The following is a 15166-nucleotide window of genomic DNA, read 5'->3' on the forward strand; positions in this document are numbered from 1 at the left end:
TCGAGTGGATCGCCGCACAGGTAGGGGCGCCCAGCGTGTCATTGCCATTTATGAAAGGCGATGCGGCGCATGGCCTTACACAAGGTGCATAGCGATAACCCCACCTTTCACTAGATCGCTTGTGGTTCGCGGATGCCGGATATGCCTTTGGTAAGCGTGTGACGAACAGCCGGAGCTGATCAGACGGAGTGGGTTTGAGGCATACCTTGTGCGCCTGAGGCAGGCTTTGCTGCCCGGTGTGCGCGGCCAGCGGCGACTGCCCAGTCCTCCATGAGCAGCTTACGCTTTTCGAATAGATCGCCGCGCCGGTAAGCGGCCTCGACTTTGTTTCCGATCGTGTGGGCGAGGGCCATCTCGACAATCTCGCTTCGATACTCGGTGGTCTCGGCCGCCCAATCGCGGAAGGTGCTGCGAAAGCCATGGGCGGTGAGGTCCTCGCGCTTCATTCGCTTCAGCACCGCCAGCATCGCCATATTGCTCAGCTTCTTGCCAAACAGCGTGCCCCAGAAGAGAGGGCCGACGGGCGGTATATCGTCTGGAATGGGCTGCCTTTTGGATTCGAGAACGCGCCGGATCACGGCGGCGTAGTCCGCCTTCCGCCCTTCAAGGATCTCTATCAAGGGCGCCGTGAGTGGGACGCGGTGTTCCTTGCGCCCCTTCATTCGGTCGGCGGGGATGATCCAAACTTGGCCAGCGAGATCAATCTCGTTCCATTCCGCGCCGATGACTTCTCCGGTGCGGGCGGCTGTGAGGATCGTGAACTCAAGAGCCCGCGCCCCGGCGCCGGGTTGGTCCTTCAGCGCGGCCATAAATGCGCTCAACTCGGCGTAGGGCAGGGCGGCGTGATGTTCGACCTTGTGGACGCGCGACTTCGCCGGCAGCAGCTTCTCCAGATGACCCTTCCACCGAGCCGGGTTCTCGCCTTCGCGCAGCCCTCTGGCGGTCGCCCAATCGAGCACCGCCTCGACGCGCCCTCGCACGCGGCTGGCGGTCTCGGGCTTGGTGGACCAGATCGGCTCAAGGACGGCCAGGACCATGCCGGTGTCGATATCCGATACGCCGCGACTTCCGAAGATCGGATCGGCGTAGGTTGTCAGCGTGCTCTCCCATTGCTGGGCGTGCTTTTCATTGCGCCAGCCGGCCTTGTTGGCGCGGATGTATGCGGACGCCGCCTGCTTGAACGTAAAGCCCTTGGCGGCTTCCAACGTGGAGCGTGTGCGAGCCAGTTGACGTTGCTCGATCGGGTCGATGCCGTCGAACTTGAGGCGGCGGGCGTCGCGCGCCATCGCGCGCGCTTCCGACAAGCTGATCGTATGGGCCGGACCTAGCCCCATCTCGCGGGCGCGGCCCTGGAGCATGTAGCGATAGACCCAGGACTTACCGCCGCCCTTCTGGACCATCAGGTAGAGACCGCCGCCGTCCGGGTGCATTCCCGGTCGCGTCGTCCTTTTGACCTGCAGCGCCGTGAGGCGTTCCCAAAGTCGGGCCATTTTGTCCCACACTTCGTCCCACAAATGAGACTCGGAGCGTGTTGGATCGCGTGAGACGTGTCGAAACACGTTTTCGCGATTATCCCTTATGGTTCAGGGATTTGCGGGACGCCCGGGGGCGTTCTGGCACTGACTGGGATGGGGTGGTGGCGGAGAGGGTGGGATTCGAACCCACGGTGCCCTTCCAGGCACGCCGCATTTCGAGTGCGGTACATTCGACCACTCTGCCACCTCTCCAGGGGGTCTTCGTGACCAGCTTTTGGCCGGTCTTGAGTGAGGGCGGGATACCTATCCGCGACGCCGGAAGAGCGCAAGAGGCCATGATGCGCTTTTTCGTCTTTTCTTGCGGCGGGCCGCGACCCTCGGTCGCGGGTCAGGCCTTCGGGTACAAAATCATCTGGGTGCAGCGGAAAAGGGCGATGGTTTTCCCCGTGCCCTCGGCCGTGACGATGGCGTCCCAGACCTGGGTGTTGCGGCCGCCGTGGACGAGCTTGGCCTCGCAGGCCACGCCGCCGTCACGGGCCGTGCCCAGGAAGTTCGACTTCAGCTCGATGGTGGTGAAGCCGGTCGCGCCCTCGGGCAGCGAGACCACGCAGCCATAGCCGCTGGCCGAGTCGGCCAGCGCGATCACGGCGGCGGCGTGCAGGAAGCCGTTGGGGGCCATGTGGTGGCGGGCGACGTCGAAGCGGCCGCGCACGAGACCGGGCTTGGCCTCCTGCCATTGCAGGCCCAGGTGGTCGGGCAGGCTGCCGGCCTGGACGGTGGTGAGGTTGGCGCTCTGGTCGTCGGCCATGACGAGACCTCCTGATACTTCACGTGCGAAGCATTAGGCGCGCCAACGACCCTTGTGGCAAGTGCGTTTTTAAAGAGAACGAATGTTCCGCGGCGGAAAGCGCACGCCGTGTTCGTCGGGCGCCGGCAGCTTGCCCGAGCGCACCGCCACGTCGAGGGCGGCGATGGTCAGGGCCGAGGGCTCGGCGGTCTGGCCGGCGCGGCGGGCCGTGAACTCGGCTTCCGTCACGCCGTCCCCGGCGTCGGGATTGGCGGCCTTGTGGGCGGCGGCGGTGCTGTCGGCGGCGGCCGGGTCGGCGCCCGCCCAGCTGGACAGCACCCGCACGTCGTCGGGCAGGGCCAGCAGCTTGCGGGCGTCGGCGAACAGGCCGGCGGCGTCGGCGCCGGGCGCGTCGCTGGCCGGAAGGCCGGTCGGCAGGAGGGCGTCGCCGACGAAGACCACGTCGCCGGCCTTGTAGGCCACCGCGCCGGGCAGGCGGCCGGAGAGGGCGATGGGATGGAACTCGACGCCGCCCATGATCAGCGGCTCGTCGTCCTCGCGGGCCAGCTTGTCGAAGTCCCAGCCGTCGAGATCCACGCCCTCGGCGCCGAGAACGGGCACGAGGCGCTGGAGGCTTTCCAGGACGTGGGCGCCGATGGCGACCGAGGCGCCGGTCTCGTACTTGAGATGGCCGGCGGCCGACAGGTGGCCGGTGTGGACGGCGGTCTCGAGGATCCAGGTCGGGCCCAGGTCCTTCTCGCGGATGTCGGCGATGATGGCGTCGACGAAGGCGGTGGAGGTCTCGCCGGTGGCCGGATCGAAGTCCAGCACCGGATCGACGATGGCGCAGAGCAGGGTCGCCGGATCAGAGACGAGATAGGTCACGCGCCCGCTGGCGGCGTGGTGGTACGCTGTGATTTCCGGCTGCATGCTTACGCCTGAAGGTCCCCGTTTGCGGGCACCATGACGGCAAGCCGTTAAGCTTCGGCGAACGCCGGAATCGTCTGGTCAGCGACGGTCGTCGATGTCGCAGGGGCGCTGGGAGCCGCGCATCTGGGTGGCCCACAGCGGTTCGACATAGCGGCCGTCGTCGGCGCGCAGGCCGTCGACGCAGCGCTCGGCCGACGCGCCGCGGCCCGACATGTCGAGCGACACGGCGACCGACTGGCTCTTGCCGCCGCGGGCATAGGGGCCGTAGCCATAGCCGCCGTATCCGAGCCCGCCATAGCCCAGGCCGCCGTAGCCCGGACCGCCATAGCCGAAGTCGTCGTAGCCGTAGCCCCAGCGGCCGTTCTTGCCGAATTCGGTCTGCGAGACGGCGACGCCCAGCGTGCCGGTCTCGCCGACCGGAAACAGGGCGCTAGCCGACATGTGGCGATAGCCGCCGGTGCCGACGCCGACCTCGACGCTGCCGTGGACCTTGCGCTTGATGGGGCCGGCGTCGTCGTCGCGCGACAGGTTCAGCGGGCCGCCGCCGTCCTGGGCCGTCGTCTTGACCGGCGAGGCCTTCAGCCAGGCGTCGATCTGCTCCTGGGTGGTCAGGGGGCGGGTGGCCTCGGGCGCGGCCGGCGCGGGGGCGGTCGCGGCCTGGGCCGGGCTCGACGTCGTCTTGGCCGTGGCCACCACCTCGTCGTCGGCGCCGGCGGCGAGGGCCAGCACGGGCGCGGCGAGCAGGGCCAGACCGAGGGAAAGAGGCGTAGCGAGGCGGGCGACGAACAGCATGTGACGGATCTCCAGCCCTCAACCGATACGCGGGCGGCGAAGCTGAATTAGGGCGCGAATGTTTCGCGGGCGCAAGTTCACAGCGCCTCCAGCCCCGCCTGAACCGCGGCCATGTCGGGCGGCAGGGGGGTCTCGAAGCGCAGGGTCTCGCCGGTCACCGGATGGACGAAGCCCAGCAGGGCCGCGTGCAGCGCCTGGCGTGCGAAACCGGTCTCGACCAGGATCGCCTTGACCGGGGCGGCGGGCGCGCCGGCGCCGTAGACGGGGTCGCCCAGGCACGGCGAGCCCTTGCTGGCCATGTGGACGCGGATCTGGTGGGTGCGGCCCGTCTCCAGCCGGCAGGACACCCGGGCGGCCTGCGGCTTGCCGCCGTCGCCGCCGAACGCGCGCTCGACCTTGTAGTGGGTGACCGCCTCGCGGCCGCCGCTCCGGAGCACCGCCATCTTCTTGCGGTCGTGCGGCGAGCGGCCCAGGCGCGTCTCGATCGTGCCGGAAGAGGGATGCGGCGCGCCGCGCACCAGGGCGACGTACATGCGGTCGATGTCGTGCGTGGCGAACAGGGCCGACAGGCCACGATGGGCCGCGTCGCTCTTTGCCGCGACCATGACGCCGGAGGTTTCCTTGTCGAGCCGGTGGACGATGCCCGGCCGGGCCACGCCGCCGACGCCCGACAGGCTGTCGCCGCAGTGGTGCAGCAGGGCGTTGACCAGGGTGCCGGTCTCGCTGCCGGGGGCGGGATGCACGGCCATGCCGGCCGGCTTGTCGACCACGATCAGGTGGGCGTCTTCATAGAGCACGCTGAGCGGTATGGCCTCGGGCTCGGGAATCGCCGGCGCGGGGGGCGGTTCGACGACCAGGTAGTCGCCGGCCTGGGCCTTGGCCGAGCCGTTGGTCACCGCTTGCGGCTGGTCGCTCCGGTCGAGGCGGAAGACGCGGCCTTCCGCCATCAGGGCCTGGAGCCGGGCGCGCGAGAGATCGTCGAAAAGCACGGCCAGGGCCTTGTCGAGCCGCTGGCCGACGAGATCGCCGTCGAGACGGCCTTGCAGGCGGCGCTCGCCCGCCGTATCGGCGGCCGCTGCGTCGTCGGGGGCGTCCAGCAGGTCCTCGATCTCGTCGTCGGCGTCGGCCAAGGGTTTCACGGCTCCTTCACAACCCCGTCGCGTGGGCGACACGGCCGCTCCCTAGGGGCGAGGCCTCGTACAGTTGTTGGAGGGGAATAGTCCATGCGCGCCATCCGCACCACCTCGCTCGCCGGAGCCAGCCTGCTGGCCTTGATGATCGCCGGCCAGGCCTTCGCCGCCGACGCCCCGCCCTCGACCGAAGTGCAGGAAGTGGTCGTCACCGCCCAGAAGCGCGAGCAGAGCGTGCTGGACGTGCCGATCGCGCTGACCGCCTATTCGGGCGAGACCCTCGAGGCGCTGGGTCTGCAGGAGTTCGAGGAGCTGGGCCAGTTCGTGCCCGGTTTCGACGTGCAGAACCAGTCGCCCAACAACCCCGGCTTCGTGATGCGCGGCATCACGTCGGACAGCGGCGAGGCCACCACCGAGCCGCGCGTGTCGGTCTACCAGGACGGCGTCTCGATCTCGAAGTCGCGCGGCTCCTATGTCGAACTTTTCGACCTGGAGCGCGTCGAGATCGCCAAGGGCCCGCAGTCGACCCTCTACGGTCGCGGCGCCCTGATCGGCGCGGTCAACATCATCCAGGCCAAGGCCAGGCACGAAGCGGCCGCCAACCTGAAGATCGAGGGCGGCGACAACGGCTACGCCCTGATCGAGGGCGTCGTGAACGTGCCGATCGGCGACGCCCTGGCGGTGCGCGTGGCCGCCCGCTCCAAGAAGCGCGACGGCTATGTCGAGAACCTGCTGGGCGGCGAGGACTTCAACTCCACGAACACCCAGGCCGTGCGCGTGGCCATCGCCTACGACCCGGGCGACCGCTTCAAGCTGGACGTGCTCTACAACTACCAGCAGGACAATCCGTCCGGCACTTCTTTCAAGTCGCTGACCTACGCCCCGACCAACCCGCAGACCGGCGCGGTGATCGGTGACCGGGGCCGCAATTCCGGCGCGGCCCTGTCCACCGTCGAGGGCTTCGAGAACAACCAGGAACTGGGCCTGAACCGTCGCCTGTGGAGCCTGACGGCCCTGGCCAGCTACAAGCTCAACGACAAGTTCACCCTGAACTCGACCTCGGCCTACCGCTACTTCACCGGCGAGGAAGTGTTCGATCCGGACGGCTTCTCGCTGCCGATGCTGACCTTCGCTGAGGACGCCCAAGGCAAGTCGGCCAGCCAGGAGTTCCGCCTCAACTACGACGCCGGCGGCCGCATCACCGCCTTCGGCGGCGCCAGTTGGTTCTGGGAGGACGGCAGCCAGCGCGTGCCGATGCTGATCAACGAGAAGGTCGCCGGCCTCTTCCTGACCGGCCAGCTGCCGATCCCGAACGCCCTGCCGATGTCGGTGATCAACGTCCTGCCGGCGCTGGCGGCCCTGCCGTCGGCCCGCCGCGAGGAATACACCAACTACGGCGAGACCAACTCGTACGACGTGTTCGGCGACGTCACCTTCAAGGCCACCGACCGCCTCGAGCTGACCGCCGGCGCGCGCTACACCTACGACGACAAGACCAGCGGCTACGGCGCCTCGATGAGCGGCCCGTCGATCATCATGCTGGCCCAGACCGGGACCCAGCGCGGCCTGATCGTGCAACCCACCCTGAACGGCCAGGCGCAGTACCAGGACTTCACCGACAACGGCGTCACCTACCGCCTGGTGGCCCGCTACAAGGCGGCCGACAACACCAGCCTCTACGGCTCGGTCTCGACCGGCCGCCGGCCCAAGGTGCTGGCCGGCAGCAATGGCGCGCCCGGCGCGGCGGCGACCTTCCGCGAAGTGGCGGCCGAGGAGGTCACCTCCTACGAGGCCGGCGCCAAGACCGCCCTGCTGGACCGTCGCCTGACCCTGGAAGGCGCGATCTACCGCTACGACTACGAGAACTTCCAGACCAGCCAGCGCAACGCCAACGGCCAGACCATCCCGCTGAACGCCGGCGAGGCCAAGGCCACCGGCTTCGAGGGCCAGGTGAACTTCCAGGCGACGAAGGACTTCCTGGTCTTCGCCACCTACGGCTACAGCCACGCCCGCTTCGGCAACGGCCTGTTCGACGGCAACCACTTCCGCCTGTCGCCCGACCACCAGGCCTCGATCGGCGTGAAGGCCGGCTTCGACACCGCCGTCGGCCGCTTCACCCTGATCCCGACCTACACCTGGCAGTCGGAGATGTTCTTCGACAACAACAACGACATCGCCGCCCTGCAGACCACGACCGGCGTGATCAAGGACACCGTGCAGGACGAGAAGCAGAAGGCCTACGGTCTCCTGAACCTGCGCCTGACCTACCAGCCGGACAACAGCCCGCTGACCTTCGGCGCGTTCGTCACCAACGTGCTGGAGCAGGACTATATCAAGGACGCCGGCAACACGGGCGACGCCTTCGGCATCCCCACCTTCATCGCCGGCGAACCGCGCTTCATGGGCGTGTCGGTGTCGATCAAGCGGTAGTTCGGAATCCTTCTCCCTGTAGGGAGAAGGTGGCGGCCGAAGGCCGTCGGATGAGGGGTTGAAGACTGAAGACGGCGTGCCGGCACGCCGGTTGACGCCGTCACCCCTCACCCTCCCACGCTACGCGCGGGCCCCTCCCTCTCCCCTCCGGGAGAGGGATCTAGGCAAACAGCCCCGGCGTTGGCGCGACGGCCTTCAGCGCCGCGCCGAAATAGTCCTGCACCTCCTGGAACAGGTCCGGGCGGTAGATGGCTCGGGGGTCGTTGGCCTTGTCGTCGTCGAAGGCGTGGGTGGCGTCGGCATAGAGCTTGAGATCCACCTTCACCCCGTCGGCGGTCAGGCGGTCGAGCGCCTTCTTGGGGAAGCGCCAGCCGACCACGCCGTCCTTCTGGCCCAGCACCGACCATACCGGCGGGGCGCCCGGGCCCCAGCCGCGGCGGCTGGTCATCGAGGGGTAGGCGGCATAGGGATAGACCAGCAGCGCGCCCTTGACCTGCCGGCGCAGGGCGACCGCGTCGGCGTCGGGCAGGCCGGTGGCGCTGGGGGCAGAGGTCCCGGCGGCGTAGGCGTCCATGATCGTCCAGGCGCCGTGGCTCCAGCCGGCCAGGAACACCTGGTCGGGCCGCGCCCAGGATTGGGTCTTCAGCCAGGCCAGGGTTCCGAAGATGTCGGCGGCCCGCTTGGCCCCGTGCAGGGTCATCAGGGTGCAGACGAAGAGCTTGCCGTCCAGCGTGCTCATGCCGCGCGGCTTGAAGGAGTCGAGCACGACGGCGGCGTAGCCGGCCTTCACGGCGACTTCCGCATAGGTCTCCAGGAACGGGGTCTTGCCGCCGCAGCCGTGCAGGATCAGCGCCACCGGGAAGGGGCCCAGGCCCGCGGGCTTGAACACCCGCGAGCGCGCGACGACCTTGGCCCCCCAGGATGTGCTGTCCATCGTGCTGCCGCCTTGTCCCCGCCTGTCCGCGCGCGGAGGTGAACGGATTTGGGAGGCCTGTCGAGGCCTCCCAAAGGTCCTAGTGGCGGAACACTCGCACGCCGGTAAAGGCCATAGTGAGGCCGAGCTTGTCGGCGGCCTCGATGACCTCGGCGTCGCGCATGGAGCCGCCCGGCTGGATGATCGCCGTGGCGCCGGCTTCGGCCGCCTGGATCAGCCCGTCGGCGAACGGGAAGAAGGCTTCAGAGGCGCAGGCGCAGCCCGCCAGGTCCAGGCCGAAGTCGGCGGCGCGCAGGGCCGCGATGCGGGCCGAGTCCTTGCGGTTCATCTGGCCGGCGCCGACGCCCAGGGTCTGGCCGGCGCGGGCGTAGACGATGGCGTTCGACTTGACGTGCTTGCCGATCTGGAAGGCGAACAGCATGTCGCGGATCTCTTCCTCGGTCGGCTGGCGCTGGGTGACGATCTTCAGGTCGGTCGCCTTGATCCGCGCGTCATCACGGGATTGAACCAGGAAGCCGCCGGCCACGCTCTTGAAGGTGTCGCCGGTCGACAGCGGGTCGGGCAGGCCGCCCGTGACCAGCAGGCGCAGGTTCTTCTTGGCGGCGAACACGGCGACGGCGTCGTCGTCGGCTTCGGGGGCGATCACCACCTCGGTGAAGATCTCGACCATGGCCTCGGCGGCCTCGCGGGTCAGGCGAGTGTTGGTGGCGACGATGCCGCCGAAGGCCGAGGTGGGGTCGCAGGCCAGGGCCCGCTCATAGGCCTCGCGCTGGGTGGCGCCCAGCGCCACGCCGCAGGGGTTGGCGTGCTTGATGATGGCGACGGCCGGGCCTTGGGCCGGGTCGAACTCGGCGATCAGCTCGAAGGCCGCGTCGGTGTCGTTGATGTTGTTGTAGCTGAGTTCCTTGCCCTGCAGCTGCCTGGCCGTGGCCACGCCGACGCGGGGGTTGGGGAAGGTGTAGAAGGCCGCCTTCTGGTGCGGGTTCTCGCCATAGCGCATGGTCTGGCGCAACTCGCCGGCGATCGACTTGCGGGCCGGGAAGTCCTGACCCAGCTGGGCCGCGAACCAGGCCGAGATGGCCGCGTCATAGGCCGCCGTGCGGGCATAGGCGCGGGCCGCCAGGGTCTTGCGCAGGGCCAGCGACGTGCCGCCGTCGGCCTTCAGGGCTTCGAGCACGTCGGCCAGGTCGGCCGGGTCGGTGCAGACCGACACGTAGCCGTGGTTCTTGGCCGCCGAGCGGATCATGGCCGGGCCGCCGATGTCGATGTTCTCGACGCACTCCTCGTACGAGCCGCCCTTCGCGACGGTGGCCTCGAACGGATAGAGGTTCACATAGAGGATATCGATGCCGCCGATGCCGTGGTCGGCCATGGCTTTCGCATGTTCGGGCGCATCCCGAACGCCGAGGAGCCCGCCGTGGACGATGGGGTGCAGGGTCTTGACCCGGCCGTCCATCATCTCGGGGAAGCCGGTCAGGTCCGACACGTCCTTCACCGGCAGGCCGGCCGCGGCGATGGCCGCCTTGGTGCCGCCGGTCGAGACCAGCTCGACGCCCGCCTCGTGCAGGACCTTGGCCGCCTCGACCAGGCCGGTCTTGTCGGAGACCGACAGCAGGGCGCGCTTGGGCGCGACGAGATCGGGGGCGGACGGATAGTCGGGGGCGGCGGGCACGGCGGGACTCCGGGTCTGGTTGCGATCAGAAAGGAGCCCAGGCGCGCGGCATATGCGTTCCGAGCTCCCCGGTGGTCACCCACCTTCAACGCCAGTCACTCGAACGGCGCGGAACATACGGAGGGGGGGCGGGGAGTCAATGCGGCCTGATGATCCTTCTCCCCTTGCGGGAGAAGGTGGCGGCGAAGCCGCCGGATGAGGGGTCTCTCAAAAGGTCCAACCGCCGTTTCAGGTCGAACGATTGTCGCGGCGGAGAGGGCTTTCGACCCCTCACCCGACCCGCTTCGCGGGCCACCCTCTCCCGCAGGGGGAGAGGGGTCAGGAAGCCGGCGCCGCCAGCAGCACCTCGACCGCCACTCCCGCAGCCGCCAGGGCCTGGATGTCGGCCGCCTCGACCGGCGCCGCCACCAGCCGCACGACCTGGCGGCCGCTGCGGGCCAATTCGATCAGCTGTTCCGGCGTCGCCTCGGCCGGCGACAGGCGGTGGGCGTCGCGGCGGGCCATGGTGACCACTTCGGGATCGGCGGCTTCGTCGATGACCAGCACGTCGGCGGCCGACAGGGCCCGCACGGCGCGCAGGGTCAAAAGGTCGGCGGGGCCCTTGCCGGCCACGAAGCGGACCTTGCCTTCCTTCCTGACGCTCTTGGCCAGGGCCTCGCGGAACAGGGCGCCGGCCTTTTCCATGTCGCCGGTCATGGCCGCCTGGGCCGCCTCGCCCGACAGCGCCTCGCGCAGGAAGGCCCGGCGTTCATGCAGGGTGGGCAGGGCGCCGCGCACCTCGCTCTGGAAATTGCGCATCAGGGCGGCCACGCGGCCGGCGCCTTCGGGCACCTGGGCCTCGATGTCGGAACGCAGCATGGTGGCCAGCACGGGCGCCGCGCCGCCGGTGCCGACGGCCGCCACCACCTCGCCGCGGTCGATGACGGCGGGGGTGTTGAAGTCGCACATGTCGGGCTTGTCGACGACGTTGACCAGCACGCCGGCGGCGCGGGCGGCGCGGGCGGCGGCCTGGGCGAACACCTCGTCGGCGCTGGAGACGAAGGCCAGCACCGCGCCGCTGTAGGAGCCGGGCAGGAAGGCGGCGTGGCCGTCCAGCCGCACCAGCGTGGCGGGCGAGCCGTCGAACAGCCGGGCCTTGGCCTCGGCGCCCTCGCCGGTTCCGGCGATCACCACCTTGCGGCCGGCGAGGGGGAAATAGGCGGGGAAGGAGTCCAAGGCGGGGTCCTCTTGGCGGCGGCCGGGCGGGTCTGGTCCCAAGGCTAGGGCGCGTCGGCCGCGAACGTGAGCCTTTTCGCGCAACAGGCGTCGAGGATCTGGAGCCGAGGCCATCCTGACGGCGTTAAATTTCACTGGCGGAGCTTTCGAGGAACGGTGTTAGCTCTGGTTTGAAGGGCAGGAGACGACGCATGGCGGCGAGCTTGAACGTCAACGGCAAGACGGTGTCGGTGCTGGCCGAGCCCGACACGCCGCTGCTGTGGGTGCTGCGTGACGAGCTGGGCCTGACGGGCACGAAGTTCGGTTGCGGCCTGGCCCAGTGCGGGGCCTGCACGGTGCATGTGAACGGCGACCCGGTGCGCTCGTGCGTCACGCCGATCGCCGCGCTCTCCGGCGCCAAGATCACCACCATCGAGGGCCTGGGCGGCGCCCATCCGCTGCAGCAGGCCTGGGTCAGGCTGGACGTGCCCCAGTGCGGCTACTGCCAGTCGGGCCAGATCATGTCGGCCGCCGCCCTGCTGGCGGCGACCAAGAGCCCCAGCGACGAGGACATCGACGCGGCCATGGGCGGCAACATCTGTCGCTGCGGCGCCTATCAGCGGATCCGGGCGGCGATCAAGGAGGCCGCGACCAGCGCCGCCGCCCCGGTGGTCGCCGCGCCGCCGGCCGCCAAGGAGGCGGAGGTGGAAGCCGCCGTCGACGAAGCGATCTCGGCCGCCTCGGGGGCGACCTCGCGCGTCCAGCGCGGAGAGGTGCGATGAACGCGCCCGTCAAACCCGAAGGCTTCAGCCGCCGCGAGCTGATGGTCGGCGCGGCGGTGGTCGGCGGCGCTCTGGTTGTGGGCTGTTCGCCGGCCGACCTGATGAGCGCCGGCTCCAAGGTCGAGGTCGGGGCGTTCGGCCCGTTCATCCGCTTCGAGCCCGACGGCTTCGTCACGGTGATCTCCAAGCACATCGAGTTCGGCCAGGGCAGTCACGCCGGCCTGGCGGCCATCGTCGCCGAGGAGCTGGACGCCGACTGGACCAAGGTGCGCGTCGAGCAGTCGCCGGCCAACGCCAAGCTCTACGGCAACGGCGCGCTGGGTGCGCAGCTGACCGGCGGCAGTTCGGCGATCTCCAACAGCTGGGAGCAGCTGCGCAAGGCCGGCGCCGGGGCGCGGGCGATGTTCGTCGAGGCCGCCGCCAACCGCTGGAACGTCCCGGCCGGCGAGATCGCCGTCAAGGACGGGGTGCTGACCCACGCCTCGGGCAAGAGCGCCGCCTTCGCCGACCTGATGGCCGACGCCGGCAAGGTGACGCCGCCGCAGAACCCGCCTCTGAAGGATCCCAAGACCTTCACCCTGATCGGCACGGACCGGGTGCGCCGCAAGGACGCGCAAGGCAAAAGCGACGGGACGGCCCGCTACACTCAGGACGTCCACCTGCCCGAGATGCTGACGGCCATGGTCGCCCATGCGCCGAAGTTCGGGGCCAAGGTCGAGAGCTTCGACGCCGATGCGGCCAGGAAGGTCGCCGGCGTTGTCGACGTGTTCGAGATCCCGACCGGCGTGGCGGTGGTGGCGCGATCCACCTGGGCCGCGCGCCTGGGCCGGGAGGCGCTGGCGGTGCGCTGGGACGAGGCCAAGGCCGAGAAACGTGGCTCCGTCGAGATCGCCGCGGCCTTCCGCGACCTGGCGACCGGCAAGGGGCCGGCCGACCAGAAATGGGAGTCGTTCGGGTCCAAGGGCGACGTGGCCCAGGCGGCGGGAAGGCCCGATGATGGGAAGAACGCCTTCGAGGCGGTCTACGAGTTCCCGTATCTCGCCCACGCCACCATGGAGCCGATGAACTGCGTGGCGATCGTCGACGGCAATCACGTGCGGCTGGTGCACGGCTCGCAGGGCCAGACCCTGGACCAGCTGAACGCGGCCAAGATCGTCGGGACCCTGCCGGGTTCGGTCGAGGTCGAGACCCTGTTCGCCGGCGGCTCGTTCGGGCGGCGCGCGACCTTCACCTCCGACTATGTGGCCGAGTGCGTGCACGTCGCGAAAAAGGTCGGGGGCGGCAAGCCGGTGAAGCTGGTCTGGACCCGCGAGGACGACATGCGCGCCGGCCACTATCGGCCGCTGGTCGCGCACGCCGTGCGGGTGAGCCTGGACAAGGACGGCCTGCCGGCGACCTGGCGCCATCGCATCGTCAGCCAGTCGATCATGAAGGACTCGCCGATGCCCGCGAAGGGCGTCGACCAGACCGCCGTCGAAGGAGCGATGGATTCGCCCTATCTCAAGGCCACGCCGATCGTCGACGCCCAGGTCGCCTTCCCGGAGGTCGGCGTGCCGGTGCTGTGGTGGCGTTCGGTGGGGGCCACCCACACCGCCTTCGCCATGGAGCACACCATCGACCAGCTGGCCCGCAAGGCCGGCAAGGATCCGGTCGAGTACCGCCGCGCGCTCTACGCCAAGGCCGGCGCCAACCGCCACCTGGCGGCGCTGGACCTGGCGGTCGAGAAGGCCGGGCCGACGGCCGCGGCCGGCTGGACGCGCGGCGTGGCGGTGCACGAGAGCTTCGGCTCGGTCGTCGCCCAGGTCGCCGAGGTCAAGCTGGTGGATGGCGCGCCCAGGGTCGGCCGCGTGGTCACCGCCATCGACTGCGGCACGGCCGTCTCGCCCGACCAGATCGCCGCCCAGATGGAGGGCGGGACCTGCTATGGCCTGTCGGCGGCGCTCTACGGCGAGATCACCCTCACCGACGGGGCGGTCGACCAGAGCAATTTCGATACCTACCGCGTGCTGCGGATCGGCGAGGCGCCGATGGTGGAAACCCACATCGTGCCGTCCACCGCGCCGCCCAGCGGGGTGGGCGAGCCGGGCACGCCGGTGATCGCGCCGGCGGTCGCCAACGCCCTGCTGGCGCTGTCGGGCCAGGCCACGGCGCGGCTGCCGCTGGTCCGGTCTGTCTGAGTGTTAACCTTGGCGCGACCGGAATTGACGTCGGACCGCTGGACGAGAGGCTGTGCTAGGACCATCTTAGCGCCATGGTCGAGCCTGCCGACAGCCTTGGTTTCGAGAAACTCACGCCCCGTGAGCGCGAGATCCTGCGCCTGATCGCCAAGCATCAGCGCTCGAAGGAAATCGCTCGCCTGCTCAGCCTGTCGCCCAAGACCGTCGAGATGCACGTGCTCAGCGCCCGTAGGCGCCTGGCCGGCATGCCGCGTCGCGACGCCGCCCTGGCCTTCGTGGCCTGGGAGCAGGCCCCCGGTAATTGGGACCCCGGTAATGACTACCGTAGGCAATCGCCAGACCTAGCCGTCGAGCCCGAGCCGGTCTCTCCTGACTTCAACAGCGGGAGCGGCCATGGCCATGAACGACAACTCACCCAAGACGAGGCCTTCGGGCGCTCCCGGTTCGGCCTTCTTCATCGCGAGCTGGAAATCGCTGGAAGAGGGCCTGACCCTGATGGCGGGCACTCCCGAGCGGGAGCGCCTGGTGCCGGAAACGGTCTCGGCGCTGCGGCAAGGCGCAAGCGGCTGGCGATCCTCCGTCGAAGCTGCTGCTGCGGGTTCTCGCGGCGACGGCGTTCCTGTCGGACGACAGTCCGATCCGGTCCGAACGCGGGGAGGTTGGCGCAATGACCTGACTCCCGCCCAATGGATGGGCCTGATCCTGGTTTCAGCCCTGGCGGCCGGCGTGCTGCTCAGCGTGGTGACCATGGGCGCCCATGAATTCCTCTTCGCCCTCCAGCGGTTCCGCGAGGGCTGGAGCACTCCGCCGGCGCACTGACCGGCGACCAGCTTTCCAAAAATCCATCGCCTTGAACGTGCGGG

General features: G+C 69.4%; 12 protein-coding genes, 1 tRNA gene, 1 pseudogene and 1 riboswitch. Of the genes and pseudogenes, 5 read left to right on the forward strand and 9 right to left on the reverse strand.

Features of this window, described 5'->3' with window-relative positions; translation table 11 throughout:
- Window positions 1–179: 179 nt before the first annotated feature.
- The 6 genes from V6S85_RS23700 to V6S85_RS23725 all read right to left on the reverse strand — a co-directional run bounded on the left by V6S85_RS23700 (window position 180) and on the right by V6S85_RS23725 (window position 5114).
- Window positions 180–1490: a tyrosine-type recombinase/integrase gene (locus tag V6S85_RS23700; protein ID WP_334350492.1), complete on the reverse strand. Its 1311-nt coding sequence runs from the start codon at window positions 1488–1490 to the stop codon at window positions 180–182.
- Window positions 1491–1637: 147 nt separating this feature from the next.
- A tRNA-Ser gene (locus tag V6S85_RS23705) sits at window positions 1638–1727 on the reverse strand.
- 136 nt (window positions 1728–1863) lie between these two features.
- Window positions 1864–2283, reverse strand: a complete 420-nt coding sequence (locus tag V6S85_RS23710; protein ID WP_116563757.1) for a PaaI family thioesterase — start codon at window positions 2281–2283, stop codon at window positions 1864–1866.
- A 69-nt stretch (window positions 2284–2352) separates the two neighbouring features.
- Complete coding sequence (locus V6S85_RS23715) at window positions 2353–3192, reverse strand: MBL fold metallo-hydrolase (RefSeq protein ID WP_334350493.1); 840 nt, start codon at window positions 3190–3192, stop codon at window positions 2353–2355.
- Window positions 3193–3270: 78 nt separating this feature from the next.
- Complete coding sequence (locus V6S85_RS23720; protein ID WP_334350494.1) at window positions 3271–3984, reverse strand: hypothetical protein; 714 nt, start codon at window positions 3982–3984, stop codon at window positions 3271–3273.
- A 77-nt stretch (window positions 3985–4061) separates the two neighbouring features.
- Window positions 4062–5114 (reverse strand): RluA family pseudouridine synthase, encoded by a 1053-nt coding sequence (locus V6S85_RS23725; RefSeq protein ID WP_442885733.1) that lies wholly within the window; start codon window positions 5112–5114, stop codon window positions 4062–4064.
- 93 nt (window positions 5115–5207) lie between these two features.
- Here V6S85_RS23725 and V6S85_RS23730 point away from each other — a divergent pair, with 93 nt between their 5' ends.
- Entirely contained in the window at window positions 5208–7544 is a 2337-nt protein-coding gene (locus tag V6S85_RS23730) for a TonB-dependent receptor (RefSeq protein ID WP_116563749.1), read from the forward strand.
- A 160-nt stretch (window positions 7545–7704) separates the two neighbouring features.
- Here the strand turns inward: V6S85_RS23730 and V6S85_RS23735 are convergent, their stop codons facing one another.
- From V6S85_RS23735 to V6S85_RS23745, 3 genes are all read right to left on the reverse strand, one after another.
- On the reverse strand, window positions 7705–8478 hold the full coding sequence (locus V6S85_RS23735) for a dienelactone hydrolase family protein (RefSeq protein WP_334350495.1): 774 nt from the start codon (window positions 8476–8478) through the stop codon (window positions 7705–7707).
- Between the two features lie 79 nt (window positions 8479–8557).
- Window positions 8558–10150, reverse strand: a complete 1593-nt coding sequence (gene purH / locus V6S85_RS23740) for a bifunctional phosphoribosylaminoimidazolecarboxamide formyltransferase/IMP cyclohydrolase (protein ID WP_116563745.1) — start codon at window positions 10148–10150, stop codon at window positions 8558–8560.
- Between the two features lie 28 nt (window positions 10151–10178).
- Window positions 10179–10259: riboswitch (ZMP/ZTP riboswitch) on the reverse strand.
- A 209-nt stretch (window positions 10260–10468) separates the two neighbouring features.
- The gene (locus V6S85_RS23745) at window positions 10469–11365 is read right to left on the reverse strand and encodes an NAD(P)-dependent oxidoreductase (RefSeq protein ID WP_334350496.1); all 897 of its coding nucleotides are present in this window, start codon (window positions 11363–11365) and stop codon (window positions 10469–10471) included.
- Between the two features lie 191 nt (window positions 11366–11556).
- Between V6S85_RS23745 and V6S85_RS23750 the strand changes: the two genes are divergently transcribed.
- The 4 genes and pseudogenes from V6S85_RS23750 (at window position 11557) to V6S85_RS23765 (ending at window position 15122) form a co-directional block, all read left to right on the forward strand.
- A complete protein-coding gene (locus V6S85_RS23750) occupies window positions 11557–12126 on the forward strand; it encodes a (2Fe-2S)-binding protein (RefSeq protein ID WP_334350497.1) in 570 nt (189 codons plus the stop codon).
- Complete coding sequence (locus V6S85_RS23755; protein WP_334350498.1) at window positions 12123–14303, forward strand: xanthine dehydrogenase family protein molybdopterin-binding subunit; 2181 nt, start codon at window positions 12123–12125, stop codon at window positions 14301–14303. The genes V6S85_RS23750 and V6S85_RS23755 overlap by 4 nt, the downstream gene beginning before the upstream one ends.
- A gap of 74 nt (window positions 14304–14377) precedes the next feature.
- A pseudogene (locus tag V6S85_RS23760) lies at window positions 14378–14554 on the forward strand (response regulator transcription factor); the annotation flags it as partial.
- A gap of 142 nt (window positions 14555–14696) precedes the next feature.
- The gene (locus V6S85_RS23765; RefSeq protein ID WP_334350522.1) at window positions 14697–15122 is read left to right on the forward strand and encodes a hypothetical protein; all 426 of its coding nucleotides are present in this window, start codon (window positions 14697–14699) and stop codon (window positions 15120–15122) included.
- Window positions 15123–15166 lie beyond the last annotated feature (44 nt).

The organism is Caulobacter sp. CCNWLW153 (genome assembly GCF_036889365.1).
In the GTDB taxonomy this organism is placed as follows: Bacteria; Pseudomonadota; Alphaproteobacteria; order Caulobacterales; family Caulobacteraceae; genus Caulobacter; species Caulobacter radicis.

Coding starts and splice junctions, on each gene's coding strand:
- V6S85_RS23765 (WP_334350522.1), top strand. CDS start 14,697: ATGGCCATGAACGACAACTCACCCAAGACGAGGCCTTCGGGCGCTCCC.
- V6S85_RS23715 (WP_334350493.1), bottom strand. CDS start 3,192: ATGCAGCCGGAAATCACAGCGTACCACCACGCCGCCAGCGGGCGCGTG.
- V6S85_RS23735 (WP_334350495.1), bottom strand. CDS start 8,478: ATGGACAGCACATCCTGGGGGGCCAAGGTCGTCGCGCGCTCGCGGGTG.
- V6S85_RS23730 (WP_116563749.1), top strand. CDS start 5,208: ATGCGCGCCATCCGCACCACCTCGCTCGCCGGAGCCAGCCTGCTGGCC.
- V6S85_RS23750 (WP_334350497.1), top strand. CDS start 11,557: ATGGCGGCGAGCTTGAACGTCAACGGCAAGACGGTGTCGGTGCTGGCC.
- V6S85_RS23720 (WP_334350494.1), bottom strand. CDS start 3,984: ATGCTGTTCGTCGCCCGCCTCGCTACGCCTCTTTCCCTCGGTCTGGCC.
- V6S85_RS23700 (WP_334350492.1), bottom strand. CDS start 1,490: ATGGCCCGACTTTGGGAACGCCTCACGGCGCTGCAGGTCAAAAGGACG.
- V6S85_RS23710 (WP_116563757.1), bottom strand. CDS start 2,283: ATGGCCGACGACCAGAGCGCCAACCTCACCACCGTCCAGGCCGGCAGC.
- V6S85_RS23755 (WP_334350498.1), top strand. CDS start 12,123: ATGAACGCGCCCGTCAAACCCGAAGGCTTCAGCCGCCGCGAGCTGATG.